The sequence below is a fragment of the Paractinoplanes tereljensis genome, assembly GCF_016862435.1.
Lineage (GTDB): Bacteria > Actinomycetota > Actinomycetes > Mycobacteriales > Micromonosporaceae > Actinoplanes > Actinoplanes tereljensis.
The window spans coordinates 147,011-171,297 of record NZ_BOMY01000051.1; the positions used below are offsets into that span (position 1 = coordinate 147,011).

Below are 24,287 nucleotides of genomic sequence, written 5' to 3' on the forward strand. Positions count from 1 at the left end.
TCTCAACGGCGCCACTGAACGGCCTCCAGGTAGATCTGGTGGGTTGCTTCCGCGGTTGCCCGCCAGGAGAACAGCGGCAGGCGCGCGTATCCCCGGGACGCCATCTCGGCCGCGAGTTCCGGCCGGGCCAGCAGTTCGGCGATCTTCTGCGCCAGGTCCCCGGCCGCGTGCGGGTCGAAGTACAGAGCCGCGTCGCCGTACACCTCGGGCAGGCAGGTCGCGGTCGAGGAGAGCACCGGCAGGCCCTGCGCCATCGCCTCCAGGCCCTGCAGCCCGAAGCCCTCGGACAGCGACGGGTAGACGTACATCGCGGAGTTCTTGTAGAGCCAGTTGAGCTGGCCGTCGCTGATGAAGCCGGGCAGGATGACCCGGTCGGCCACGTTCAGCGACTCGGCCAGCGCGAGCAGGCCCTCCTGGTACTCGCCGGTCTTGCCGGCCAGCACCAGCTTCACGTCCGGCCGGCTGCGCGACACGAGAGCCAGGGCCTCGATGAGCACCCGGACATTCTTGTACGGGAAGTAGTTGCCGACGTAGAAGATCAGCGAGTCCGACGCCGACACACCCTCGAGAGTCTCCTCCCGGGCCTCGGTCAGCTCGGCCGAGTCGGCGGCGATCCACACGGCCGTGACCTTGGCCGGGTCGAGACCGAAGCGTTCGATCAGCTGGTCCCGGACGTAACCGGTGTCCGTCACGATGCGCGTGGCGGTGGCCAGCTGCCGCTGGAAGATCAGCCGGAACGGCAGGCGCTTGGCCTTACCGGCCAAGCGCTTCGGCAGCGATCCCCGGCTGGTGTCGAAGTCCAGCAGGGTCAGGTCGTGGACCGTGACCACCTTGGTGCCCCGGTAGAGGGCGGCCGCGTTGGGGGTCACGAAGTGCACCACGTCCGGCGCCAGGTCGCGGAGAATCTTGGGCAGCGTGGTCTGCTCGGCCGGCGAGTACGGGTCGATGTTGCACTCGACCCGCCGGAAGTTGGCCTCCTGCGGCTTCCACCGCGCCCAGTCCTCCTGGCGCATCAGCACGATGTACTCGTTGCTGCGGTCGATCGCCTCCAGCCCCTCCAGCAGAGCGGCGGTGTACCGGCCGATGCCGGTCCAGGACAGCATGCGTCCGTCGATCACGATTCTCATGCGGTCTTCGAACCAGCCGATCCGAGGTTGAGGATTGCGGTCTCTTCCAGCGCCGGGTTGAGGATCACGGTCTCGGCCAGGTGCTCCGTGTTTCGGACCCGGACCTGCCGCTCGCGCATCAGCCGCGCTCCGGCGATCAGCAGCCCGATGACCACCCAGGTGCGCAGCAGCGAGAACGACTGGAAGAAGTTGGCCTCGACGGCCATGCCCACCACGGCGAACGCGTACGGGCTGGACGGATGGTCGAGCCGGGTCCGCACGACACCCCACAGCGCCCGCAGGATGAGCCAGAGAAGGGGCAGCGCCAGCAGGACGCCGACCAGACCCAGCTCGCTGAGGAAGGTCAGGTAGTCGTTGTTCACCGGCTGCAACGCGTTCGCCTCGGCCGGCGACGCGGTCGAGGCGCCGTCATGCAGCAGCAGGCGCACGTTGTTGAACCCGACGCCGGTGACCAGGTGCTCCTTGATGATGTCGACGGTCGCGGGCCAGAGCTCGTACCGGGTCTGGGCCGACGGGTCGTTCACGTCCATGGCGTGCCCGGTGAACGAGCCGACCACGCCCGGCTTCGTCGGCTCGGCCGCGGGGGTGGACGGTCCGGAGGAGGGCGACGACGCGTCCGGCGCGGCCGACGGGGCCGTCTCGGCCAGGCGGGCGTTGTGCTGGGCGCTGGCGAGCAGCAGCATCCCGGCCACCACCAGCAGGGTCAGCACGCCGTTGCGCACCAGGAAGAGCAGGGGACGCCAGGCCCGGCCGACGGCGATCAGCACGAGGACGGCCAGCCCCAGCCCCGCGATGGCGCCCCGGGACAGCGTGAGCAGGAACAGGGCGAGAGCCAGCACCAGCAGAACCTGCTCGAAGATCGAGGCCTTCCGGGTGCGCCAGTACCGCGTCAGCAGGATGCCGATCGGCAGGAACATCCAGTGACCCAGATAGAGCGGCTCCAGCGAGAACGACTGCACCCGCGGGAACGGGTAGGCGCCGGTCGAGCTGTTGTACTGCGGGAGCAGCTGCGTCCAGGACTGGGAGAGGCCGTAGGCGTCCCCGATGAACTGGAAGTAGCCGAGCGCGAGCACCACGACCAGCACCCACAGCACGACGTTCTCGAACATCTTGAGTTCGCGCTCGCGGATGTACTGGGCCAGCAGCCAGCCCCGCCCGAGGGCGAAGCAGAAGATCAACGACGCCAGGACCGCGACCTTGAAGTTGAACGCGGTCACGGCGGCCACCCCGACGGCCACGGCCAGCAGGCCGAACGCCAGCAGGATGCCGGAGCTGGGCCAGGCCCCGCCCTTGTTGCGGAGCCGCTCCCAGGCCATCACCAGACCGCGCTGCAACAGCAGGAGGAAGGCGAGCAGTTCCTGCGGTGCCAGCCCGCGGCTGTCGACGAGCGAGAGGTACGGGAAACTCGTCGCGACGTGCGGCACCCGGTCCCAGGACATGATGACCGCGGTGAGCACGAGACCGGCTACGAACAGTGCGTCGGAGATGATCGCCGACCGGGGGCGCCCCGTGGTTGGAACCGCCGAGCGCAGCTCTCGCACCATTGATGTCAACACTGCAGTCCAATCATCTCGCCGCGGCTCCACTGCGGCGCTGGGGCAGCGCCGCGCGCAGGACTTCCTTGTCCTGCTCGGTGAATCCGCGCAAGGCGTACAGGGCGATCACGTACACCAGGATGTAGACGGGCACGAGCCAGATGCTCCGGTAGAGGAACATGGCGCCGGCCATGACCGCGCTCGCCAGGATCGGACGCCACAGCACACGCCAGTACGGCAGCTCGAAGACGTGGCGGTTGATCATGATGGTGCCGATCACCAGCACGATCAGCTGCGTGGCCACGCTGGTGATCGCCGCTCCGGCCAGACCGAACTTCGGGATCAGCAGGAAGTTGACGGAAACGTTGAAGATCACGCTGAGCAACGCGATGTACGTGTTGAGCTGCGGCCGGGTGCTGGCGTGGAAGATATTGGCCGTGATGTGCGCGATGAACGTCGGAATGAGACTGAAGCTCATCAATTGCAGGACCAGAATGCTGTCCGGGTATTTGCTGCCGTAGAACAGCGTGATGACCGGGGCCGCCAACAACGACAGTCCGATCGCCAGCGGGAAGCACAGGTAGCTGAAATACCGGACCGCCCGCATGGTCAGCGCGTGCGCCGCGGCCTTGTCCGAGTGCAGCCGGGCCGACGTCGCCGGCAACAGCACACCGGCGAAGATGGCGGGCACGATCAGGAACAGTTCGAAGATTCGGTACGCGGCCGAATACTCACCGACCACATCGGTCGACTCGAACAATCCCAGAATCAGGGTGTCCACCCGGTAACTGATCGCCACCAGTACCGCCAGCGAGGCGAACGGCAGAGCCAGCTTCAGCAGATGGGTGTATTCCTGGTTGGACTCGGGCCAGCGGAAGCGGAAGAGCTTCCGATAGCTGTTGACCGCCTTCATGTACAGCGCATTGACGATGGTCAGGGCCGAGGTCATCGCGACGATGACCACGATGCCGTAGCCCAGCGCCAGCAGCAGCGCGCCCAGACCGGTGGTCAGGAACGCGATGCCGATCCGGCCGTAGGCGTCGTACTGCATGATCTCGTACCCGCGGAAGATCGACGACATGCTCGTCGTGTACGCGGTCGTGATCAGCGTCAGCGCGCTGAGGATGTACATCCAGGTGAGGTCGCTCGGCATCCGGGACACCAGCACGACCGCGATGATGGCCAGGCTCGAAAGGAAGCCCACCGCGACCTTGATGACCAGCATCCCGGACCCGATGCGATTGATCGACTGCGGCTCGGCCGCGATCAACTTGACGCCGAGGGTGCTGAAGCCGAAGTCCGTCAGGTTCGCGGCAATTGCCATAACCGACAGGACCAGCGCCTGCTTGCCGTACTCCCCGCTACCGAGCGTCCGCGCTACCAGAACCAGCTGAATGAGCAACGTCGCGCGGGCGACGAACTCGGCCACGTACAACGCGGCCGCGTTCTTCAGGATTCGCCGGTTCTGGCTCATGCGGCGATGTGGTGCAGGGCGGAGATGACGATTCCGCTGCTGAACATCGACCTCACCGAACGAGGCTGGTTGGCGGCACGAACTGCCGCGGAATCCGGGTGCTCTCGATCTGCAGGTCGTTCTCGACCATCATTTCCACGAGCTGCGGGAAAGAGACCTCGGGCTCCCAGCCCAGCACCTTCTTGGCCTTGGTCGGGTCGCCGTGCAGAAGGTCGACCTCGGCCGGGCGCATGAAGCGCGCGTCCTGCTTGACGTAGGGCTTCCAGTCCTCGATGCCGACCGCCGCGAAGGCGAGGTCGAGGAATTCGCCGATCGAGTGGGTCTCGCCGGTCGCCAGCACGTAGTCGTCCGGCTCGTCCTGCTGGAGCATGGCCCACATGCCGCGGACGTAGTCGCCGGCGAAGCCCCAGTCGCGCTTCGAGTCGAGGTTGCCGAGCGAGATGGAGTCCTGCAGGCCCAGCTTGATCCGGGCCACCGCGCTGGTGATCTTCCGGGTCACGAACTCGTGGCCACGACGAGGGGATTCGTGGTTGAACAGGATGCCGCAGGAGGCGTGCAGGTTGTACGACTCGCGGTAGTTGACGGTCATGTGGTGGGCGTACGCCTTCGCCACGCCGTACGGGCTGCGCGGGTGGAACGGGGTCAGCTCGGTCTGCGGGGTTTCCCGGACCTTGCCGAAGAGCTCGCTTGTCGACGCCTGGTAATAGCGGATGCGGCCCTTGCCCTCGTCCACGATACGGATCGCGTCGAGCAGGCGCAGTGCTCCTAGCCCGGTAATGTTTCCGGTGTGTTCCGGCTGCTTGAACGAGAACGCAACGAACGAAATGGCAGCAAGGTTGTAGACCTCGTCCGGCTGGCAGTAATTGACCGCCTCGACCAGTGAGGTCATGTCGCCCAGATCGCCTTCGAGCAGCTCAACGGCCGGCAGCAATTGCTCGACCATTTCCCGCTTGGGGTTGTTCTGCCCTCGGATCAATCCGAATACCTGGTATCCCTTACCGACCAGAAGCTCGGCGAGATAGAGCCCGTCCTGGCCCGTGATGCCGGTAATCAGGGCCCGCTTCTGCACTGGTGCCATCCCCGCTCGTTCTCCATCCGGTCAGTTCAATTGCTCGAATTCCCTGCTCCGCCATTCGCAGGGCAAGGCGCGGTCATGCTACGCGAAGTCTGTGCTCCCCTCTACCCGGGTCCGGAGCGCGATCCGGCCGCGAGTGAGCAGGACAACTCGGGCTGTAACGGGATGCGTCCCGAGCTGCCGCGAAGGCCGTCAGGTTCGCGCTACTCGTCCGTATTATTCGGTTTACGTATTTACTCGCGCGCATACCGAAACGACGACTCCGATCACCGGCGTGACCTCCCGACCTTTCGGCCGCGCCCGGTCCGACCCGATTCACCTTTGGGTGACAAACTTCACAATCCCGGCCCGAGCAGTTCACCTGCTGCTTCGACAGCGCCCCGACAGTACAAACATGTCCACGTTCAGGTTCGCATCCCTCGGCGACTCGGTGACGAGTGGCTATGGCGACCCGATGCCCGGCGGCAGTTGGCGCGGCTGGGCGGCGATCCTCGCCGAAAGTCTCGAACCCGCCCATTTCACCAACCTGGCGGTCAGCGGAGCACGGATCGCCGACGTCGCCGAGCAGCAGCTACCGGCGGCCCTCGAACTGCGCCCGACCCTGGCCTCGGTGCTGGTCGGCATGAACGACACGCTGCGCGGCGACTTCGACGCCGGGCAGCTGGGCGTCGTGCTGAGCGACACGGTGGCCGCGCTGACCGCGGCCGGGGCGACCGTGCTGACCGCGCGGCTGCCCGACCCGGGCCGGATGTTCGGCCTGCCGGCGATGATCGCCCGGCCGCTGGACCGCCGGATGACCGCCCTCAACGAGACCCTCGACCGGATCGCGGCCGAGCACGGCACGATCCACGTGGACCTGGCCGGCCGGCCCGAGGACACCTCGGTCTACGCGCGTAACAACTGGAGCGTGGACCGGCTGCACCCGAGCGAGCGCGGGCACCGGCTGATCGCGTTCCGGTTCGCGACCGCGCTGCGGGCCGCCGGTCACGTCGTGCCGGCCCTGCCCGGGCTGGCCGCGACCAACCCGGAGCCGACCCTCGCGGCCCGGGCGTGGTGGCTGGCCACCGAGGGCAACCGCTGGTTGCTGCGGCGGTCGACCGACCTGATGCCGGCCCTGGCCCGGATGGTGGCCGAGGAGTTCCGTGGCGGTCCCCACCGAATAGCGCCGATAATCACCGCTCCCCCGAATCGCAACTTGCGATAGAGTCACGGAACTTACGACCCGGGGGTTGAGCGATGACGAGCACCGAGACCACGACCGCCGACGCGGAGGCCGTGGCCGGCCGGGCGCTGTCCAACCCGGTCCTGACCGGCTTCCACCCGGATCCGTCGATCCTGCGGGTCGGCTCCGACTACTACATAGCCACGTCGACCTTCGAGTGGTTCCCGGGCGTGCGCCTGCACCACTCCACCAACCTGATCGACTGGCGGCCGCTGGGTGGCGCGCTCAACGAGACCCGGCTGCTCGACCTCACCGGCGCCGGCGACTCGGGCGGGGTGTGGGCGCCCAGCCTGACCTACGCGCACGGCCAGTTCCACCTGCTCTACACCGACGTCTCGACCTTCGCCGGCGGTTACTGGGACCCGCAGAACTATCTGGTCACCGCGGAAAGCCCGGAAGGGCCCTGGTCCGACCCGGTGGTGCTGCACGGCCGCGGTTTCGACGCGTCGCTGTTCCACGACGAGGACGGCGAGACCTACATGCTGTCGATGGTCGCCGACTGGCGCCCGGGCCGGAACCGCTTCGGCGGCATCTCGATCCAGCGCTACGACCGCGCCACCCAGAAACTGACCGGCGACGAGCAGATGATCTTCGAGGGCACCGAGGCGCGGGTCACCGAGGCGCCCAACCTCTACCGCAAGGACGGCTGGTATTACCTGGTGACCGCCGAGGGCGGCACCAGCTGGACGCACCAGGTCACCGTCGCCCGGTCGAAAGACCTCCTCGGGCCGTACGAGGCGGACCCGGCCGGCCCGCTGCTCACCTCCAACGGCCACCCCGAGCTGACCCTGCAGAAGGCCGGGCACGGCAGCCTGGTCGAGACCCCCGCCGGGCAGTGGTATTTGGCGCACCTGGTCGGCCGGCCGTACTCCACGCTCGGCCGCTGCGTGCTGGGCCGCGAATCGGCGATCCAGGAGGTCACCTGGACCGAGGACGGCTGGCCGCGGATCGCCGGCGGCGTCCCGGCCGACATCGTGCCGGCCCCGCTCGGCGTGACGGTTCCGGCCGAGCGGCCGGTGTCGACCGAGAATTTCGAGGACGACGACTTCGACGCCGAGAAGCTCGGCGTCAACTGGTCGACGCTGCGCCGGCCGGCCACCCCCGACTGGGTGTCGCTCACCGAGCGGCCGTCGCACCTGCGCATCTACGGCGGCCAGTCGCCGATGACCCGGCTGCGGCCGAGCCTGGTGGCCCGCCGGGTGACCGCGCGCCGGCTCACCTTCGACGCGGTGCTGGAGTTCCAGCCCCGCAACTACCGGCAGCTGGCCGGCATCACCGGCTACTACAACACCCGGAACTGGTACTACCTCTACGTCACGGCCGAGGACGACGGCACGCCGGTGCTGGGCATCCTGGCCTGCGACAGCGGCAAGGTCCGGGTGGTCCCGGACGTGCGCCGCGACCTGAGCGGGGTGTCCCGCTTGGCGCTGCGCCTGCGCTTCGACGGACCCGAGCTGACCTTCGCGTACGCGACTGAGCCCACCGACGAGCCGGAGTGGGAAGACCTCGGCCCGGCGTTCGACGCCACCACGCTGTCTGATGAGTACGCCGCGAGCGTCGCCGACGGCGAGCCCGAGGCGTGGGGGTTCACCGGGGCGTTCGTCGGCCTGTGGGTGCAGGACCTGGGGCGCGAGGGCGGTTTCGCCGACTTCGACCGCGCCACCTACAAGACCTCTGGGTGAAGAGGGGTGCCCGGGCTGGGCAGGGTGCGCCCGGCCCGGGCATTAAAAATCGTCAGGAAGCAGTGGCGGCCGCCGCCGCGCGACCCGCCTGGCGACCCGAGAACAGGCAACCGCCCAGGAACGTACCCTCCAAAGAGCGGTAACCATGCACCCCGCCGCCGCCGAACCCGGCGACCTCGCCGGCCGCGTAGAGGCCGGGGATGGGCGCCCCGGCGGCGTCCAGCACCTGCCCCTGCAGATTGGTCTGCAGGCCGCCGAGGGTCTTCCGGGTCAGGATGTTGAGGCGCACCGCGACCAGCGGCCCCTTGCTCGAGTCGAGCAGCTTGTGGGCGTCGGCGGTGCGGCTGAGCGAGTCCCCGATGTACGACAGCGCGTTGCGGATGCCCATCACCTGGGCGTCCTTGCTGTAGTTGTTGTCGATCTCCCGGTCCCGGGCGTCGATCTGCTTCTTCAGGTCGTCCAGGTTGATCTGGTTGGTGCCGGTGATCCGGTTCATCCCGGCGACCAGCTCGGGCAGCGTGTTGGCGACCACGAAGTCCTCGCCGTACTTCTCGAACTTCTGCACCGGCTCCGGCGTCTGCCAGATCCGGGACAGCAGCTGCCAGACGTTCTTGTTGGTCAGGTCCGGGTTCTGCTCGGAGCCGGAGAGCGCGAACTCGGCGTCCACGATGTCCTGGGTGGCGACGAACCACGAGTAGTCGTAGCCGGTCCCGGTGATCGTGCCGAGCGTGTGCAGGGTGTCGTAACCCGGGAAGTCGGGGGCGCTGAACCGCTTGCCGTTCGCGTCCAGCCACAGCGAGGACGGTCCGGGCAGGATCCGGATGCCGTGGTTGGGCCAGATCGGCGCGTAGTTGCGCAGGCCCTCGGTGTAGTGCCACATCCGGTCCGGGTTGACGATCCGGCCGCCGGCCGTCTGGGTGATCGCCAGCATCCGGCCGTCCACGTGGGCCGGCACGCCGGTGATCATCTTGGTCGGGGCCTTACCGAGCCGGGCCGGCCAGTTCTGCCGGATCAGGTCGTGGTTGGCGCCGATGCCGCCGGAGGTCACGATCACCACCGGGGCGCGCAGTTCGAAAGTGCCGACCGCGGTGCGCGAGCTGGGCGTTCCTCTCGCGGCGGTGCTGGGTTCGAGAATCGCTCCGCGTACGCCGGTGACCGCTCCCCCGGTTTTCACCACCTCGTCGACCCGGTGCCGGAACTTGAAGACCACCTTGCCGGCCGCGACTCCGGCCCGCACCTTCTTCTCGAACGGTTCCATCACGGCCGGCCCGGTGCCCCACGTCACGTGGAAGCGGGGCACCGAGTTGCCGTGTCCGGTGGCCAGTCCCCCGCCGCGCTCCGCCCAGCCGACGAGCGGGAACCACTGCACACCGAGACCGGACAGCCATGACCGTTTCTCCCCGGCCGCGAACTCCACGTACGCCCGCGCCCACTTCGCCGCCCAGTAGTCCTGGCCGGCCGGGTCGTCCACGCCGCGGTCGAACCCGGCCGTACCCTGCCAGTCCTGCCAGGCCAGGTCGAGCGAGTCCTTGATGCCCATCAGCCGCTGCTCGGCCGAGTCCACGAAGAACAGCCCGCCGAACGACCAGAACGCCTGCCCGCCGAGGCTGGCCTCCGGTTCCTGGTCGAGCAGCAGCACCTTGCGCCCGGCCGCGACCAGCTCGGACGTGGCGACCAGCCCGGCCAGGCCACCGCCGACCACGATCGCGTCGGCGTCGTAGGCGGCCGCGGCCCCGAAGGCGGGCGACGCGACCTGGGCGACGGCCGTCGCGGCCACCGCACCACCGGCTACCGCCAAGGCTCGACGACGACTGATACCTGACTCCATGTGCCCTCCCGGGGCCGGTGCGGTGACGTGGAGCACATGGAAACAGTTCGATCGATCGCGGCGATAGTCGCCGAGCGCCAAGCCTGAGCCGGATCGTTGTAGCGTCCGGACATGATCGTGAACTGGAGCGCCTCCGAGCTGTCAGCGGCAATTCGTCGCAAGGACGTCAGCTGCGTCGAGGTGATGACCGCCTATCTCGACCAGATCGAGCGCCTCAACCCCTCGGTGAACGCGATCGTCGCCCTGCAACCGCGCTCCACCCTGCTGGCTTCAGCCGGGGAAAAAGATCGAGGCGAGCCCAACGGCTGGATGCACGGCTTCCCCTTCGCGGTGAAGGATCTCGCCGACGCGGCCGGCCTGCCGACCAGCGCCGGCTTCTTCCGCGACCCGCCACCGGCCGCCGCCGACTCGCTGCACGTCGCCCGGATCCGCGCGGCCGGCGCCATCTTCATCGGCAAGACCAACGTGCCGGAGTTCGGGCTCGGCTCGCACACCTACAACAACGTCCACGGCACCACGCTCAACGCCTATGACCAGACCCGGACGGCCGGCGGCAGCAGCGGCGGCGCGGCGGTCGCGGTGGCGCTGCGGATGCTGCCGGTGGCCGACGGCAGCGATTTCATGGGCTCGCTGCGCAACCCGCCCGGCTGGAACAACGTGCTCGGCCTGCGCCCGTCGGTCGGCCGGGTGCCGAGCCTCGCCGACGAGGTCTTCGTGGCCCAGTCCGGCGTCGAGGGCCCGATCGCCCGCACCGCCGCGGACCTGGCCGCGCTGCTGCAGACCATGTCCGGCTACGACCCGCGCGCGCCGCTGTCCCTGCCGGACACCTCGTTCGCGTCGCTGGGCGATGTCCGCGGCCGCAAGGTGGCCTGGCTGGGCGATCTGGGCGGTTACCTGCCGATGGAACCTTCGGTGCTGCAGGTGACCCGGGCCGCGCTTGCCGACTTCGCCGGCCTGGGCATCACCGTGACCGAGACCCTCCCCGACTTCCCCGTGGAAGACCTCTGGCCGACGTGGCTCACGCTGCGACATTGGCTGGCGGGTTCCGACGCCCCCGCCCCCATCGAAACCCTGAAACCCGAGCTGGCGTACGAGTTGGAAGGCGCCCGTGGTCTGACCGCCCGCGAGGTGCTGGCCGGTTCGGTCCGGCGAAGCGCCCTCTACCAGGCGTTCCGCAAGCTCTTCGAAACGTACGACTACGCCGTCCTGCCCACCGCCCAGGTAATGCCGTTCGACGCGACCTTGCACTGGCCGTCCCACATCGGAGAGGCCGAGATGTCGTCCTACCACCGCTGGATGGAGGTCAGCACCCTGGCCACCCTGATCAATGCTCCCGCCCTGGCGATGCCGGCCGGCTTCAGCACCGACGGCCTCCCGATCGGCCTGCAGGTGATCGGCCGCAACCACGACGACCGCTCCCTGCTGGAGCTGGCCCAGGCCTGGGAGCGCCACACGAACTGGACCGACCGCACGCCGCCGCTGCTCGGCTAACGCACTCCGACGGTGTGGCCGGGGGCGATCGAAGCCTGTACGACCAGGGCGGCGGCGCCGATGCCGGCGGCGTCGCGCGGCTGGGCGGACAGTTCGACGACCACCTCGTGGCGGTGCCGGGCGTGGGCGGTCCCGGCCAGGTGGGTGCGCAGCCGGCGCGCGTAGATCGAGCCGGCCACGGCGACCCCGGGGCCGGTCAGCACGACGCGGCCGAGGTCGAGCAGGTTGACCATCGACGTCACCGCGACGGCCAGGTAGCCGGCGGCGGCGTCGAGCACCGCGAAGGCCTCGGCGTTGCCGCTGACCGCGGCCCGGGCGACGGTGTCGTAGGTGGCGCCGGCCAGCGCCGGGATGGCCCGGGCGGCCTCGACGGTGGCGGCCATCGAGGCGTACCGCTCGACGCAACCACGGTTGCCGCACGGGCACGGCCGGCCGTCGTACGCGATGGACAGGTGGCCGAGCTCGCCGGCGTCGAAGCTCGCGCCCCGGAACAGCGCGCCGCCGAAGACCAGGCCGGCGCCGATTCCCTGGGACAGGTAAACGCTTCCGAAGGCCTGTTCGCGGGAGACCCGGCGACTCCAGAATTCACCGAGCGCGGCCGCGGCCGCGTCATTCTCCACCAGGATCGGAATGCCCAAAATATCGGCCAGCGCCGAGCGCACCGGACCCCATTCCGGGGCGGTCGGCGCCACGATCGCGAGGCCTTCGACGCGGTCGCGGGGCAGGTCGAGACCGGCCGTGAACTCCTCGAACCGGCCGGCCAGGAACGTCTCCAGCGGACCGGGGCCGAGCGGGACCACCTCGCGGCCGACCACCCCGCCGGTGAGGTCGGCGGCCACGCAGGTGACCGTTTCCGGGCCGACCTGGAAACCGATGCCGAAACGGTTGGCCGGGCGGATCTCCAGCAGTTTCCGCGGCTTTCCGCGAATGGAGTCGACCGAGCCGGTCTCGTGGATGACGCCGTCGGCGATCAGGTCGCGGACGATGTTCGAGATCGACGCCTGGGTGAGGCCGGTCAGCTCGGCCAGCTCGACCCGGCTGATGGAGGTGGCCGACCGGATCACGTCGACGACGAGTGCCCGGCTGCCCGGCCCCGCTACCGGCGTTTCACGACGTGCCATGCCCGTACAGTATCGCTGGTGAATCGAGCGCAGCGCCGGGTCGGGCTCGTTCTCGCGCGCGCCGCGCGAGTGCTGGGCGAGGAGGCGTACTACCACGAGTTCCTCGACGGGCTCGAGCGCGTGCTCACCCCGGCCGGAGTCTCGGTGCTGGTCAAGGTGGTCACCGACCGGGCCGCCGAGGCCGAGACCTACGAGCGTTGGGCGACCCGGCAGGAGATCGACGGGGTGATCCTGGTCGACCTGGTGCCGGACGACGACCGGGTCGCGCTGGTCGGCCGGCTCGGCCTGCCCGCGGTGGTGCTCGGCGCCCCGTCGACCGCGTCCGGCCTGCCGACGGTGTGGACCGACGACGCCGGCTGGGCCCGGGAGGCGATCCGGTTCCTGGCCGAGCGCGGGCACGAGGTGATCGGGCACATCAGCGGGCCGCTCGCGTTCGCGCACACCCAGCTGCGCCGGGCCGGCGCCGACGAGGAGGCGGCGGCCCGCGGGGTGACGCTGCTGCGGGCCGGCGGCGACTACTCGTACGAGTCGGGGGCGGCCGCGACCACCGAGCTGCTGGCCGGGAAGCCGACCGCGATCGTCTGCGACAGCGACGTGATGGCGGTGGCCGCCCTGGACACCCTGCGCGGGCACGACCTGGCCGTGCCGGCCGACGTGTCGGTGGTGGCCTGGGACGACTCGGCGCTCTGCCAGCTGGCCGTGCCGGCCCTGTCGGCGATGAGCCACGACGTGAGCCGGATCGGCGAGCTGGCGGCGTCGGCCCTGCTCGACGCGATGGCCGGGGCCACCCCGGCCGTTTACGAGGCCCCCGCCGCCCACATCGTCGTGCGAGAAAGCACGCGCTAGGTTTTCGCAGGTCACAAGGCACCCAAACAAAACTCGCGAGTACTTAAATTATTAATCTAAGCTTGACATGACGGCAACAGCCGTCCCATGCTGGCCCGCAACCCCCACCCGAACGACAGACGGGCAACCGGCATGATCAATAGACGGCACCTCTTCGGCATGACCGCCGCACTCGCCCTGCTCGCCGGCTGCACCGGTGGTGCCGGCGACGACACCGAACAGAGCGGCGAGATCACCGGCGCCATCACGGTTCTGACCAACCGCACCGACCTGGTCGACACCGCCCTCCCGAAATACGCGAAGGCGTTCGAGGCGAAGCACCCGGGCACCAAGGTCAGCTTCGAGGGCGTCACCAACTACGAGGGCGACGTCACCACCCAGCTCAGCGGCGGCGACTACGGCGACGTGCTGCTGATCCCGAACACCGTCACGGTCGACCAGCTGTCGCAGTTCTTCGAGCCGCTCGGCAGCGTCGACTCGCTCAAGCCGAAGTTCCGGTTCACCGACGAGAAGGCGTACGACGGTCAGGTCTACGGACTGTCCGTCGGCGGCGTGGCCAGCGGCGTCGTCGTGAACAAGCGGATCTGGGCCGACGCCGGGATCACCGCTCCCCCGAAGACGCCCGAGGAGTTCCTGGCCGGCCTGCAGGCGATCAAGGCGAAGACCAAGGCCACGCCGTTCTACACCAACTACAAGGACGGCTGGCCGTTGAGCATCTTCAACAGCGAGCGGTCGATCCTCGACGACCCGGCGATCAACGAGAAGTTCCCGGCCGACCCGGCTCCCTGGCAGCCCGGGAAGATCCAGTACCTCACCGACGGGCTGTTGTACGACATCGTGCACGCCGGTCTCAGCGAGAAGGACCCGCTGACGACCAACTGGGAAGGCTCCAAGCCGATGATCGCGAGCGGCAAGGTCGCGACCATGCTCCTGGGGTCCTGGGCCATCCCGCAGATGAAGGCGGCCGGTTCGGCCCCCGACGACATCGCGTTCTGGCCGTTCCCGTACCAGACCGGCGGGAAGTTCTACTCGAGCATCCAGGGCGACTACAAGGCGGCCGTGGCCAAGACCTCCAAGAACAAGGCGACGGCCCGGGCCTTCCTGGACTTCTTCGTCACCGAGTCGGGCTTCGCCGCCGACCAGCAGGCCGTCCCGCCGGTCATCGGCCAGCCGCTGCCCAAGGCCCTGCAGGACTTCCAGAACACCGGCGTCGAGCTGATCGAACTGCCCGCGGCGACCACCAACGCCGGCAAGGAAGACCTGATCATCAAGGACTCCGAGATCGACCTGGGCGGCAACATCTACCGGCAGAAGCTTGTCGACATCGCCCGCGGCGCGGCCAAGGGCGACAAGGAGTCGTACTTCGCCGAGCTGAACAAGCGGTGGGCCGCATCCCAGGCCCGGGTCATGAAGTGAAGCCCTGGCTCTACGTCGCCCCGGCGCTGGCCCTGCTGATCACCTTCACGTACGTCCCGGTGGTGAACATGATCTGGTACAGCTTCCACTACTGGGACGGGCTGTCCACAGTCATGGCACCGGCCGGCTGGGACAACTACGTCCGGGTCTTCACCGACGAGCGCTACTGGCAGGTCTTCCGGGTCAGCCTGTACTACTTCGGAGCGTCGTTCGCGCAGATCACGATCGCCCTGTACTTCGCGACCGTGCTGTCGTTCAACACCCGGTTCCGCAACCTGTTCAAGGGCATCCTGTTCTTCCCGTACCTCCTGAACGGGGTCGCCGTCGGGTTCGTCTTCCTCTATCTCTTCCAGCCGGGCGGCACCCTGGACACCATCCTCGGCGGCCACACGCCGCTGTGGCTCGGCGATCCGGACGTCGCGAACTTCTCCCTGGCCGGCACGTCGGTGTGGCGGTTCACCGGGCTGAACTTCGTGCTCTTCCTGGGGGCGATCCAGTCGATCCCGGGCGAGATCTACGAGGCCGCGGAGATCGACGGCGCCAACCGGTGGCATCAGTTCCGGCACATCATCGCGCCCGGGATCCGCCGGATCATCAGCCTCTCGGTGATCCTGGCGATCTCCGGCAGCCTGAGCGTCTTCGAGATCCCGTTCATCATGACCGGCGGCGCCAACGACACCCGCACGTTCGTCATCCAGGCCTACGACACGGCATTCCAGTTCCGGCAGATCGGGCTGGCCTCGGCGATGGCCGTCGTCCTGTTGCTCATCGTGCTGGCGGTCACCTGGGTGCAGCGGCTGATCCTGCCCGACGAGGAGGTGGCGCTGTCGTGAAGAGCGTCCCCAAATACCTGTCGCTGGTCGTGGCGAGTGTGATCGTGCTGGTCCCGATGGTGGTGGTGCTGTTCGCGGCGTTCAAGACGCACGCCGAGTACAACTCGACCGGGCCGCTGACGCCGCCGCGGAACTGGCTCAACCTGGACAACTTCGCGACCGCCTGGACCAACGGGCACATGCTGCGCGGCTTCTGGAACACCACGATCATCCTGGCCGTCTCGCTGACCGGCACGGTATTCGTCGGGACTCTGGCGGCGTACGCCATCAGCCGTTTTGCCTTTGCCTTCAAGCGTCTTGTGCTCGGGTTGTTCCTGGTCGCCGCCCTGGTGCCCGGGGTGACCACGCAGGTCGCGACGTTCCAGATCGTCAAGTCGATGGGCCTGGTCAACAGCCTGTGGTCGGCGATCGTGCTCTTCCTCGGCACCGACATCGTCTCGATCTACATCTTCATCCAGTTCATGCAGTCGATCCCGAAGAGCCTCGATCAGGCCGCGATGATCGACGGCGCCGGCCGGTTCACCATCTACCGCCGGATCATCCTGCCGCTGATGCGCCCGGCCATCGCCACCGTCGTGATCATCAAGGGCATCGCGATCTACAACGAGTTCTACATCCCGTTCCTCTACCTGCGCTCGCCCGATCTGAGCGTCATCTCGACCGCGCTGTTCCGGTTCAAGGGCCCCTACGGCGCGCAGTGGGAGACGATCGCGGCCTGCACCATGATCGTCATCCTGCCGACCGTCGTGATCTTCCTGCTGCTCCAGCGCTTCATCTACAACGGCATCACCGCCGGAGCGACCAAATGAAAGGATCCGCGATGGATCTCGCCGGCGGTTGGACGCTGTCTGGCCCTGTCCGCACGGACGCCGAAGTTCCCGGCTGCGTGCACACCGACCTGCTGACCGCCGGGCTGATCCCCGACCCGTTCCTCGACGACAACGAGAACGCGGTCGCCTGGGTGGGCCGGGCCGATTGGACCTACACCCGGGACATCGCCTGGGACGGACCCCGGCCCGACCGCATCGACCTGGTCTTCGAAGGACTCGACACGGTCGCGGAGATCTCGCTCGGCGGGGTCACGCTGGGCGCGACCCGCAACATGCACCGAAGCTATCGCTTCGACATCACCGACTTCGTCGATGCCACCCCGCGGCCCCTCTCGGTGAAATTCACGTCCGCCTACACCGAAGCCGAGAGCGTACGGGCGGAGCTCGGTCCCCGCCCCAACGCGTATCCCGAGCCGTTCAACTTCGTCCGGAAGATGGCCTGCAGTTTCGGCTGGGACTGGGGTCCGACGCTGGTCACGGCCGGCATCTGGCGACCGGTGCGGCTCGAGGGGTGGAGCACGGCCCGGCTGCGGTCGGTGCGCGCGCTGACGACGTACGGAAATGGCAGTGGTTTCCTAGATCTTGATCTTGCCGTTGAGCGCACCCGGGACCGGGACCTGCGCGCCCGGATCCGGCTCGACGGCACCGAGATCGCCACCGTCCCGGTCCACGATGGCTCTTCCTTCAAGACCGAGATCCCCGGCGTCGTGCCCTGGAGCCCGGATGATCCGGCGCTGCATGACCTGAGCGTGGTGCTGCTCGACGGCGACGACGAGCTGGATCGGTGGGAGCGGCGGATCGGTTTCCGCACGGTCGAGATCGACACCACCGACGGCGCGTTCGTCTTCCACCTCAACGGCTCGCCGACGCTGATCAAGGGGGTCAACTGGATCCCGGACGACATCTTCCCGTCCCGGATGACCCGCGCCCGGTACGCGCGGCGACTCGGCGAGGCGGCCGCGGCCGGCGTCAATCTCGTGCGGGTCTGGGGTGGCGGCATCTACGAGAGCCGCGACTTCTACGAGGTGTGCGACGAACTCGGGCTGATGGTGTGGCAGGACTTCCTGTTCGCCTGCGCCTGCTATCCGGAGGAGGAACCGCTCTACTCCGAGGTGGTGGCCGAGGCGCGGGAGAACGTGGTCCGGCTGTCCTCGCACCCGAGCCTGGTGGCTTGGAACGGCAACAACGAAAACCTTTGGCTGTACGAGGCCGGCGGCTGGTCGTCGCAGCCGGGCGGCTCGTCTTCCTGGGGCTCTGGCTACTACCTGGACACTCTGCCGTCGATCATGGCCGAACTGGATCCTTCCCGGCCCTATATGGCCGGCAGTCCCTGGTCCGGGTCCTGGGAGCACGAGCCCAACTCGGTCGACCACGGCACGTTCCACTCCTGGGAGGTCTGGAACCGGGAGGACTACCTCCACTATCGCGACTCGGCGCCACGGTTCGTGGCCGAGTTCGGCTGGCAGGCGCCGCCCGCCTGGCGCACGTTGCGCGACGCGGTCTCCGACGAACCACTGCGGCCCGACTCCCCCGGCGTGCTGCACCACCAGAAGGCCGAGGACGGCAACGGCAAACTCGCGCGCGGGCTGGCCCCGCACTTCCCGCCGCCGACCTCGGCCGAGGCCTGGCACTACCTGACCCAGCTCAACCAGGTGCGGGCGGTCCGGACCGGCATCAGCCACTGGCGGTCGCACTGGCCGCACACCGCCGGCACGATCCTGTGGCAGCTCAACGACCTGTGGCCGGTCACGTCCTGGGCCGCGATCGACGGCGCCGGCCGCTACAAGCCCCTCTACTTCGAGTTGCGGCAGCTCTATGCGGCGCGGACGCTCTCGTTCCAGCCACGCTCGGGTGGGCTGGTCGTCGCGGTGGCCAACGACAGCGACGTCCCCTGGACCGGCCGGCTCAGCATCGAGCGAGTCGACCCCGTGCCAGACAATTCGGAAATGTCGGTCGAGGTCGCGCCGCGAACCGTGGTGTTGGTTCCGGTGCCGGGATCCCTCGCCGGATCCGCATCTCTCGTCGCCCGGCTCGACGGCGTCCGCGATCTCTGGTTCGCCGGGGACTTCTCGCCTGCCGACGCCGGGCTGACGGTCACCGCGGAACCCGTCGACGGCGGGCTCGACGTGCTCGTGCACGCCGCCGGCCTGGCCCGCGACCTGCTGCTGCAGCCGGACCGGATCCATCCCGAGGCCGTCGTCGACCGCGGGTTCGTGACGCTGCTGCCCGGCGAGTCGGCCACCTTCTCCGTTCGCGCCCCGGTCGAGCTCGATGCCGGCCTGGTCAAAGCCCCGTGGGTCCTCACCGATCTGGCGTCGGTCCTGCGGTCGTAAGGAAAGTCCGTCCCCCAACGGAGGTACGCATGAAAATCCCCCGACCGGCCCTTGCCGTCGGCGTCGTCGTGGCGCTGCTCGGTGCCGGCATGATCGCGCACGCCTCGACCGCCGAGGCGTTCGCGGCCACCCCCAAGGCCACCGTCCTCAACTACCTCAAGTCGATCACCGGCACGTCGATCGTCTCCGGGCAGCACAACAAGGAACCGGCCACCTCGCCCGGCCAGTACACCCAGCAGGTGCACGACATCACCGGGCAGTGGCCGGGCCTGTGGGGCGGCGACATGATGTTCCGCTCCGACGACATCGCCAACCGGCAGCGCGTGATCGACCAGGCCAAGACCGAGTGGCAGAACGGCTCGCTTGTCGCGCTGACCTGGCACGCCTGCTCCCCCACGGTCGGCCGCACCTGTGAGTTCGACGGCGGCGTCAAGACCGGCATCACCGCCGCCCAGTTCCAGCAGATCGTCACCGGCGGCACCGCGCTCAACACCACGTGGCGCAGCCGGATGGCCGAGGTGGTGCCGTACCTGAAGCAGCTCAAGGACGCCGGCATCCCGGTGCTGTGGCGCCCGTTCCACGAGATGAACGAGACGTGGAACTGGTGGGGCGGCCGCCCCGGCACCAACGGCGGCGCCAAGATCTACCAGCAGATGAAGGACTACTTCGACAGCCAGGGCCTGGACAACCTGATCTGGGTCTGGAACGTCCAGGACAACCCGGCCGGTGGCTGGTCGCAGTACTACCCCGGCAGCAACTACGTGGACGTAGTCTCCCTCGACGCCTGGTACAAGAACTACCCGTCCACCGCGGACTACCAGCAGATCCAGACGATCGCGGCGGGCAAGCCGATCGCGATAGCCGAGATGGGCAAGCTCCCGAACGCGTCCCTGCTGACCAGCCAGCCACGCTGGGCGTACTTCATGATCTGGTCCGAACAGCTACGAGGCAACAACACCAACGCCGAGATCCAGGCCGCGTACTTCCACGCCCGGGTACTGAACCAGGGCGAGGTCCACTTCTGACCCAAAGCCGCCCGGGACGAAGGTCCCGGGCGGCCCCCGACTGTCTGTCGAGGATCTGACTGGGTGCCCAGCCGCGGTTACCAGCAGGATGGCGAGGTGCGGAAATCCTCGCGGTCCTCGATGACGACGGTGGTCACGGCGCTGATGGCCGCAGCAGTGGCGACCACGGTGGCCGACGTATTCGGTCTGGATATCACGGCCGGAAACCTCTGGACCCCAGTCGCGCTGGCCGGCGCTACGGCTCTCATCGCGTTTGCACTCACCCCGGGCGAGCGTGGTCGGCAGCAACCCACGCCGTGGGATCTCGACGAGGCGACCGACCGGCTGGCCGATGCCGAACGCCGACGGATCGGGACCGACCGGCTCGGCCGGTACCAGGAGGCGAGCCTGGTCACGGCCCTCTGGCGCGATCCGTCGGGCCCACGTCCGCTCGAACTCCACGACGATCCGGCCGCCCAGATGGCAGATATCTTCCGGCACCTGTCCTCGCGGCGTCTGTGCATCGTCGGTGCCCCCGGCTCGGGAAAGTCGACGCTGGTACTGGCCCTCGTCGAGGGTCTGCTGCGCAACCGGCGCCCCGAGGATCCGGTGCCGGTGCTGCTGCCCCTGGCCGGCTGGGACCCGCGTTCGGAGCCGCCGGAGGCCTGGGTCAGCCGCCAACTCGCCGAGATGTTCCCGATGCTGGCCACGTCCGGCGAGCAGGCGGCGTCGATGCTGGTGTCGGACGGCCGGGTCCTGCCCGTGCTGGACGGCCTCGACGAGTTGCCGGCCGATCTGCGAAGCGCGGCTCTGGCCCGCCTGGCCGGCTCCCGGCTGGCCCGCCGCCCCTACGTGCTGACCAGCCGGACCGACGCGTTCGACCAGGCGGTGGAGTCGACCGCCTACCCACTGGACATCCCGATCATCGAGCTGCTCCCGGTCACCGCGCAGGTGGCCGTCGACTACCTGCACCGGCATCAGAGCGCGGACGACCGGCGCTGGGATCCGGTGCTGGCGGAACTGAACGCCGATCCGGACGGGCTGCTCGCCCAGGCGTTGTCCGCGCCCTGGGCGGCGTACGCCATTCGGAAGGCCTACTCGAGCCGTTCCACCGATCCGGCCGAACTGGTGGACTACGACCGGTTCCCGTCGGTGGCGGCGCTGGCAGGTCATCTGCTCGACGTCTGGCTCGACAGCCCGGTGCGTGGCCCCGACGTGGACCCGCACGGACGGCGGCGGGCGCGGTTCGAACCGGCCACGACCCGGCGTTCGCTGGCCTGGCTGGCCGATCATCTGCGGGACACCGGCCAATTGCAGGTCGCGTGGTGGGACCTGGGACAGGCGCTGCCCCGCCCATTCCGGGTGGGCACCTACTGGCCTTTCCTGGCCGCCCTGCTTCTGCTGCCCTTCGACCAGCGGGTCGCGGCGGCGGTCGGGTTCACGGCGGCCGTGCTGGTTCTCCTCGACCAGTCCCGCGGACCGGAACCGCGACAGCTGGCCCGGCCGGCGATCCGGCGAACGGCAGTCCGCAGCGCGGCCGGTCTCGGCTTCGCGGCCGCCCTGGCCACGCCGATCACGTTGCTGTACCGGCCGTCGCCGGTCAGCACGTCGTCGCTGGCGGTGGCCATGGTGCCGGTCCTGGTCGCGGTCCTGCTCTATGCGGTCGTGGACGGCGCCGCCGCGCCCGTCGCCGAGCCCGGTGGAACCTTCGCCGAGCAGCTTCGCCGGGACCGCCACGCCCTCTGGATCCGGAGCGCCGCGGCCGCGGTGGTGGCCGGCGCCTGGGCCTGGGCCATGGTGATGGAGACCGTCGGCTATCGGGTGCCGGCCGCCGCGGTGGCCGCCGCCGTCACCGCCGGGCTGGTGGTCGTGACCGGCAATGCCTCCGGGCGGTTCGCTGTCACCCGCGTCTGGCTGGCACTTCGCGGCCGGCTGCCCTGGCGGCTGATCACCTTCATCGGGCACGCCAACCACATCGGCGTGCTGCGGTCGGAGGCCGGGCACATCGAGTTCCGCTACGCGAGCCTGCAGGGCATGTTCGCCTCGACGCCGGCCGCCGGTCGCGGGCCGGCGATCGAACCGGATCTGGCCCGGGCGGTCGTCGAGGAGGTGTGCGTGCTGCCCGAGGTGGCGGTGCGGCTCGCCGCGGACGACTCGGCCCGGGGTGAGATCGAGGAGCGGGCCCGGGTGATCCTCGCCGAGCGGCCGGACGAGGTGCTCGGCCGGGGCCAGGAGGACCTGGTCCGCTACCGGCTGGCCCACGACCGGCTGGTGCAGGCGGTCGGCCGGCCGGGCTGGACCCGGCTCGCCCCGGCCTACCGGATCGTGGCCGGGCTGTCGCTGTCGCTTGTCGTTCTCGGGGCGGGGCTGCGGTTCCTGCCGCGCCTCGGATTCGTCGTGGTCGCGGGCGTGGCGCTGGTCGTCGCCGGTGTCCTTCTCACCCGGGCCTGGCGCCATCACCGGCGCCGATCCGGCTGGGCGAAGCGGGGTCCACGCTGGTGGGACGTGGCCTGGCCGGTGCTGGCCGCGATCGTCGCCGGGGCCGCCTTCGTCGTACCGGAAAAGCACGCGCACGGCCCGGAAGTCCTGGCCGCACTGTTCGTCGTGGCGGTGTGCTGGCCGCTGGCGATGGTGGCGGCGCTGCTGAGCCGGCCGCACGAGCGGGTGCTGCGGAGGCTGGCCGCCGACGACCCGGCCTACTGGCCGGACGCGCCCGGCACCGGGCAGCTGCGCACGGCCGCCGAGCAGGCCCGGCAGGACTGGATCACGGCGCTCGCCCGGCTCGGGGTGATGCCGCTGCTGCGGGACCAGCTGGCCGCGAACACCGGCCTGTTCAGCACCGTGCTGCCCCGGTTCGATCCCAGCCGGCTCGGCGGGGTCAGCCGGGTCGACCAGCTCGTCGAGACCGCGGCGACCCGGCAGCTGAGTCGCTACCTGCGGGATCTGAGCAGCATCAGCGTCGGGATCAGCGGGTCGCGCGGCGCCGGCAAGAGCACGGTGCTGCAGCGCTTCTGCACCGCCCAGTTCACCCGGACCGCGGAGGACCTGTTGCTGCTGGTGCCGGCGCCGACGGCGTACGACCGGCGGGAGTTCTTGATTCATCTTTTCGCGGAGATCTGCGAGCAGGTGGTGGGCGACGACGAGAGCGGCCGGGAACCGCGAAGGATGCTCGGCGCGGCGGTGCGGGCGTTGCCCGGGGTGCTCGTCGTCGGCGGTCTGGTCACGGCGTTGCTGGCCTGGGCCTGGCCCCGGGTCGTGTCGGCCGCGCAGCTGTTCACCATGGGACAGCGCACGGCGGTCATCGCCGGTGGGCTCGCCGCCACCGCTCTCGGCCTCGTCCTGGCGCTGCTGACCAGCCGGAGTGGAGACCGCAGCGCCCAACGATCGGCCACCACCCAGCAGATGGCCGCCGCTCAGCTGCGCCGGTTGCGCTATCAACTCAGCACCACGGCCATCCGCGGCGGCAAGATCGGGCTGCCGGCCGGCGCGGAGTTCAACGCCTCGGCGAACACCCAGCGGACCGAACTGCAGCGCAGTTACCCCGAGCTGGTGGCCGACTTCCGCGAACTGCTGCAACAGGTCGCCCTGGAACGGCGCAGCGTCGGCCGCCGGGTCATCATCGGGATCGACGAACTCGACAAGATCGCCTCGGCCGCCGACGCCGAACGCTTCCTCAACGACCTCAAGGTCATCTTCGGCATTCCCGGCTGCTACTTCCTGGTCGCCGTGTCCGACGACGCGCTGGTGGCGTTCGACCGGCGGGCCCTGGCCGTGCGCACCACCTTCGACAGTGCGTTCGACCAGATCATCTCGGTGCCGCCGCTGGCCCTCGACGAGGCGCGGGAGCTGCTGAGCCTGCGCGGGGTCCTGCTGCCCGAGCCGTACCTGTGGTTGTGTCACGCCCTGTCCGGTGGTTTGCCCCGGGACCTGCTCCGCTCGGTCCTGCAACTCGCCACGGTGTCCACCGACCCGAACGACGAGCTGCCGGACCTGGCCCGCAAGCTGATCGAGAGCGACGTCCGCTCGGTGCTGCGCGCGCAACTGCATCAGGCCGAGGTCGCGACCGACCCGGCCCGCCCGGCGGTGACCGCGTGGCTGGCACTGGGCGCCGACGGCCAGACGTCCGGCGCGGTCCTGGAACGGATGGTCGAGTCGGCCCCGGTCCTCGACAGCAAGAGCACGCTGACCCAGCTGGTCAGCCAATCGTGCGGCTACGCCCGCTATGCGGCGACGCTGGTCCAGACCTTCGCCGACGAGGCCACGGCCGCCGTCGACTGGCTGCGCGAGGGGCAGCACAGCACGAACATCGACCTGCTGGCCTCGGCCCGCGCGCAGCTGTCAATCAGCACGGATTCGGCGCTGACCCGGGTCGAGCGGTTCCGGGAGGAGGCACCGTTCCTCACCGCGTCGACGCCCGGCGACGGCCAGCTCCGGGTGAACGGCGCAACCGCTCCGCCGCACCTCAACTGA

16 protein-coding genes are annotated in these 24,287 nt (G+C 69.2%); 10 read left to right on the top strand and 6 right to left on the bottom strand.

All coding sequences use genetic code 11. From position 1 onward, the window contains the following. Positions 1 to 2 precede the first annotated feature (2 nt). From Ate02nite_RS40630 to gmd, 4 genes are read right to left on the bottom strand one after another with little or no spacing between them, the layout of a single operon-like run. Positions 3 to 1,127 (bottom strand): glycosyltransferase family 4 protein, encoded by a 1,125-nt coding sequence (locus tag Ate02nite_RS40630; protein WP_203813252.1) that lies wholly within the window; start codon positions 1,125 to 1,127, stop codon positions 3 to 5. Then, entirely contained in the window at positions 1,124 to 2,671 is a 1,548-nt protein-coding gene (locus Ate02nite_RS40635) for an O-antigen ligase family protein (RefSeq protein ID WP_203813253.1), read from the bottom strand. The genes Ate02nite_RS40630 and Ate02nite_RS40635 overlap by 4 nt, the downstream gene beginning before the upstream one ends. A 22-nt stretch (positions 2,672 to 2,693) precedes the next feature. Then, positions 2,694 to 4,136, bottom strand: coding sequence for a flippase (locus Ate02nite_RS40640; RefSeq protein ID WP_203813254.1), 1,443 nt, complete (start codon positions 4,134 to 4,136; stop codon positions 2,694 to 2,696). Between the two features lie 52 nt (positions 4,137 to 4,188). Continuing rightward, positions 4,189 to 5,214, bottom strand: a complete 1,026-nt coding sequence (gmd, locus tag Ate02nite_RS40645) for a GDP-mannose 4,6-dehydratase (protein WP_239148071.1) — start codon at positions 5,212 to 5,214, stop codon at positions 4,189 to 4,191. Positions 5,215 to 5,605: 391 nt separating this feature from the next. On the opposite strand from gmd, the gene Ate02nite_RS40650 reads away from it, so the two are divergent. Together Ate02nite_RS40650 and Ate02nite_RS40655 are read left to right on the top strand one after the other, a co-directional pair. Beyond that, positions 5,606 to 6,415: an SGNH/GDSL hydrolase family protein gene (locus tag Ate02nite_RS40650; protein ID WP_203813255.1), complete on the top strand. Its 810-nt coding sequence runs from the start codon at positions 5,606 to 5,608 to the stop codon at positions 6,413 to 6,415. Between the two features lie 32 nt (positions 6,416 to 6,447). Then, positions 6,448 to 8,115 (top strand): glycoside hydrolase family 43 protein, encoded by a 1,668-nt coding sequence (locus tag Ate02nite_RS40655; RefSeq protein WP_203813256.1) that lies wholly within the window; start codon positions 6,448 to 6,450, stop codon positions 8,113 to 8,115. A 52-nt stretch (positions 8,116 to 8,167) separates the two neighbouring features. Here Ate02nite_RS40655 and Ate02nite_RS40660 read toward each other — a convergent pair whose 3' ends face one another. After that, on the bottom strand, positions 8,168 to 9,943 hold the full coding sequence (locus tag Ate02nite_RS40660; RefSeq protein ID WP_203813257.1) for an FAD-binding dehydrogenase: 1,776 nt from the start codon (positions 9,941 to 9,943) through the stop codon (positions 8,168 to 8,170). A gap of 111 nt (positions 9,944 to 10,054) precedes the next feature. On the opposite strand from Ate02nite_RS40660, the gene Ate02nite_RS40665 reads away from it, so the two are divergent. Then, the gene (locus tag Ate02nite_RS40665) at positions 10,055 to 11,434 is read left to right on the top strand and encodes an amidase (protein ID WP_203813258.1); all 1,380 of its coding nucleotides are present in this window, start codon (positions 10,055 to 10,057) and stop codon (positions 11,432 to 11,434) included. Here the strand turns inward: Ate02nite_RS40665 and Ate02nite_RS40670 are convergent. After that, positions 11,431 to 12,555 carry an ROK family transcriptional regulator gene (locus Ate02nite_RS40670; protein WP_203813259.1) on the bottom strand — a complete coding sequence of 375 codons (1,125 nt, stop codon included), beginning with the start codon at positions 12,553 to 12,555 and terminating at the stop codon, positions 11,431 to 11,433. The two genes, Ate02nite_RS40665 and Ate02nite_RS40670, sit on opposite strands and share 4 nt — an antisense overlap. Positions 12,556 to 12,573: 18 nt before the next feature. Between Ate02nite_RS40670 and Ate02nite_RS40675 the strand changes: the two genes are divergently transcribed. The 7 genes from Ate02nite_RS40675 to Ate02nite_RS40705 all read left to right on the top strand — a co-directional run bounded on the left by Ate02nite_RS40675 (position 12,574) and on the right by Ate02nite_RS40705 (position 24,287). Next, positions 12,574 to 13,401 (top strand): LacI family DNA-binding transcriptional regulator, encoded by an 828-nt coding sequence (locus Ate02nite_RS40675; protein WP_203813260.1) that lies wholly within the window; start codon positions 12,574 to 12,576, stop codon positions 13,399 to 13,401. A 132-nt stretch (positions 13,402 to 13,533) separates the two neighbouring features. Beyond that, complete coding sequence (locus tag Ate02nite_RS40680) at positions 13,534 to 14,817, top strand: ABC transporter substrate-binding protein (RefSeq protein ID WP_203813261.1); 1,284 nt, start codon at positions 13,534 to 13,536, stop codon at positions 14,815 to 14,817. Further along, positions 14,814 to 15,650, top strand: coding sequence for a carbohydrate ABC transporter permease (locus Ate02nite_RS40685; protein ID WP_239148072.1), 837 nt, complete (start codon positions 14,814 to 14,816; stop codon positions 15,648 to 15,650). The genes Ate02nite_RS40680 and Ate02nite_RS40685 overlap by 4 nt, the downstream gene beginning before the upstream one ends. Further along, positions 15,647 to 16,459, top strand: a complete 813-nt coding sequence (locus Ate02nite_RS40690) for a carbohydrate ABC transporter permease (protein ID WP_203813263.1) — start codon at positions 15,647 to 15,649, stop codon at positions 16,457 to 16,459. The genes Ate02nite_RS40685 and Ate02nite_RS40690 overlap by 4 nt, the downstream gene beginning before the upstream one ends. Before the next feature lie 11 nt (positions 16,460 to 16,470). Further along, positions 16,471 to 18,813, top strand: a complete 2,343-nt coding sequence (locus Ate02nite_RS40695) for a glycoside hydrolase family 2 protein (RefSeq protein WP_239148073.1) — start codon at positions 16,471 to 16,473, stop codon at positions 18,811 to 18,813. A 29-nt stretch (positions 18,814 to 18,842) separates the two neighbouring features. Beyond that, entirely contained in the window at positions 18,843 to 19,838 is a 996-nt protein-coding gene (locus tag Ate02nite_RS40700) for a glycosyl hydrolase (RefSeq protein ID WP_203813265.1), read from the top strand. Positions 19,839 to 19,934: 96 nt separating this feature from the next. After that, on the top strand, positions 19,935 to 24,287 hold the full coding sequence (locus tag Ate02nite_RS40705) for an NACHT domain-containing protein (RefSeq protein WP_203813266.1): 4,353 nt from the start codon (positions 19,935 to 19,937) through the stop codon (positions 24,285 to 24,287).